Origin of the sequence: Actinomadura roseirufa (assembly GCF_900659635.1) — a bacterium.
Lineage (GTDB): Bacteria > Actinomycetota > Actinomycetes > Streptosporangiales > Streptosporangiaceae > Spirillospora > Spirillospora roseirufa.
Genome location: NZ_CAACVB010000511.1, coordinates 1 through 2,538, shown reverse-complemented (window position 1 = coordinate 2,538; position 2,538 = coordinate 1). Strand labels below are relative to the sequence as shown.

The following is a 2,538-nucleotide window of genomic DNA, read 5'->3' as shown; positions in this document are numbered from 1 at the left end:
CGCCGCGACCTCCGTCCGGGCCCGGTCCCGCCGGTCGAACGCCGCCAGCAGGGCCCGGGTGAGCCGGCGCGGGTCGACCGAGCCGTCCTCGGGCGCGAGCAGCCCGCCGCGCACGCCCGGCGCGAGCATCGGCTCCAGCCGCCGGCACTCGCGGCCGGTGAGCGCCTCGGCCGGGATGCCGAGGGTCTCCTGGAAGCGGCGCAGGTCGTCGAGGTAGCCGAGGTCGCCGGTGTCGAAGGCGACCTCGAGGATGCCGTCGGTGCGGTAGCCGGTGCCGAGCCCGGTGAGCTCCTCCAGCTCGGCGATGAACGCGCCGTAGCGGTCCCGGGAGGCGAGGCCGAGCCGCAGCAGCGGCTCCTCGCCGTAGGTCAGCTCGCTGACCGGGGTGAGCATGCCCGCCGCGACGGACGAGGCGCCGCTCGCGGGCGCCGGGTCCACCAGCGTGACGGCGGCGCCGCCCGCCGCGGCCCGCCAGGCGGTGCCGAGGCCGATGACCCCGGCACCGATGATCGCTATCTCCACGCGCGCTCCCTTCGCCGGCATGATCCGGATCAGGTCTGGCGGTCGGCGGCCCGTTCAGCCGCCCTCTCAGCCCGGTCGAACCGGACTCCCGCGCTCTGCCCCCACCATACGACCCGGAAGCATCCGCATATGCACTGACATGCAGCCGAAATCAGGAAACGCTCCCCAGAGGGCCTCGAGCGCCGCCGGTTAGGGTGGCCGGCATGGACAGGGTGATCGTCGTGGGCGGCGGGCTGGCGGGCGTCCGCGCCGCCGAGGCGCTGCGCGGCAAGGGGTACGAGGGCGCGCTCACACTGCTGTCGGCGGAACCGCACCGGCCCTACGACCGGCCCCCGCTGTCGAAGGCCGTGCTGGCGGGCGACACCGACGACACCACGGTGGAGACCGACTGGGACGCGCTGCGCTGCGACCTGCTGCTCGGCGAGCGCGCGACCGGGCTGCGGCCGCACGCCCCCGCCGGCACCGGACCCCGCGGCGGTGTCGTCGCCTCCACCGCGGGCGACCTGCCCTTCGACGGGCTGGTCATCGCGACCGGCGCCGTCCCGGTCGCCCTGCCCGGGGACGGCGCCCAGCACGTCCTGCGGACCATCGAGGAGGCCCGCGCGCTGCGCGACCGGCTCACCGCCGGCGCCCGGGTCGTGATCGTCGGAGCGGGCTGGATCGGCGCCGAGGTCGCGACCGCCGCCGCGCGGCGCGGCTGCGCCGTCACCGTCGTCGAGGCGGCCGACACGCCGCTCGCCGCCGCGCTCGGACCGGAGGTGGGCGCGCTCACCGCGCCCTGGTACGCCGAGGCGGGCGTCGAGCTGCGCACCGGCGTCAAGGTCGCCGCGGTCGAGCACGGCGGGCTCGCGATCGCCGGGGGGCCGGTCGGCCGGATCGCGGCCGACACGGTGGTGGTCGGCGTCGGCGTCCGGCCCGACCTGGGCTGGCTCGAAGGCTCCGGCCTGCTGTTGGAGCGGGGCGTGGTCACCGACGGCTCGTTCCGCGCGCACGACCAGGGCGACCGGCCGGGGACGCAGGGCCCGCCTCGAAGCGACGTGGTCGCGGTCGGCGACTGCGCGGCCTGGTGGTCGGGCCGGTACGGGCGGCGGCTGCTCGTCGAGCACTGGGACACCGCTCTCAACGCGCCCGAGACGGCCGCCGCGACGCTGCTCGGCCAGGACGCCGTCTACGACGAGCCGCCCTATTTCTGGTCCGAGCAGTTCGGCCGCATGGTGCAGTACGCGGGCGACCACTCCGCGTCGGAACGGCTCGTCCACCGGGGTGATCCGGCGGGCCCGAAGTGGGCGGCGGTGTGGCTGACCGGCGACCGGCTCGACGCCATCCTCACCGTGAACCGGCCGAAGGACCTCGTCCAGGCCAGGCGCGTGATCGCCGCCGGCAGACCGGTCGACCCGGCCGCGATCGCCGATCCGGAGGTGCCCGTCCGGCAGGCCGTTCGCGGATAGCGGACGCGCACCCCTCCTGACGGGCGCCGGAAGGGTTTAAGGGTTCCGAAGGCATGGTAGGCAGGGGGCGTGACGCAGATGCACGCAACCGTTGACAGCGCACTCGACCCCCGCACCGACGCGCTCGCCGGGGAGTGGCTCTCCCTGCGGGAGGCAGCCGACCGCCTCGGCATCAGGACCAACCGGATCAAGCAGCTCGTCAGCGAGCGCCGCCTGCTCGCGGTCCGCCGCGCCGGGGAGCCGATGGTGCCCGCCGCCTTCATCAAGGACGGCCAGGTCGTCAAGGGCCTGTCCGGCACGCTGACGCTCCTGTCCGACGCCGGGTTCGACGAGGCGGAGACGCTCCGCTGGCTGTTCACCGCCGACGACACGCTGCCCGGCACACCCGTCCAGGCGCTCAGCGAGAACCGGGGCACCGAAGTCCGCCGCCGGGCACAGGCGTTGGCTTTTTGACAATCCCGGCCCACTGCGCTCGCTGGCGCTCGCTTCGTGACCGGGCTTGTGCGAGCGCGAATCGCTTCGCGATCTTCCCGGCGGGGGCTCGCCTTCGGCGTCGCCCCCGCCGGTC

The 2,538-nt window shown here is 75.5% G+C and carries 3 protein-coding genes; 2 read left to right on the top strand and 1 reads right to left on the bottom strand.

What is annotated here, in order from left to right; all coding sequences use genetic code 11:
- Positions 1-522: FAD-dependent oxidoreductase (locus E1291_RS40935; protein ID WP_131743405.1), on the bottom strand; the 522-nt coding region annotated here is incomplete at its 3' end.
- 203 nt (positions 523-725) lie between these two features.
- Between E1291_RS40935 and E1291_RS40930 the strand changes: the two genes are divergently transcribed.
- Positions 726-1,970 (top strand): NAD(P)/FAD-dependent oxidoreductase, encoded by a 1,245-nt coding sequence (locus E1291_RS40930; protein ID WP_131743404.1) that lies wholly within the window; start codon positions 726-728, stop codon positions 1,968-1,970.
- A gap of 78 nt (positions 1,971-2,048) precedes the next feature.
- Entirely contained in the window at positions 2,049-2,423 is a 375-nt protein-coding gene (locus E1291_RS40925) for an Rv2175c family DNA-binding protein (RefSeq protein ID WP_131743403.1), read from the top strand.
- Positions 2,424-2,538: the final 115 nt, after the last annotated feature.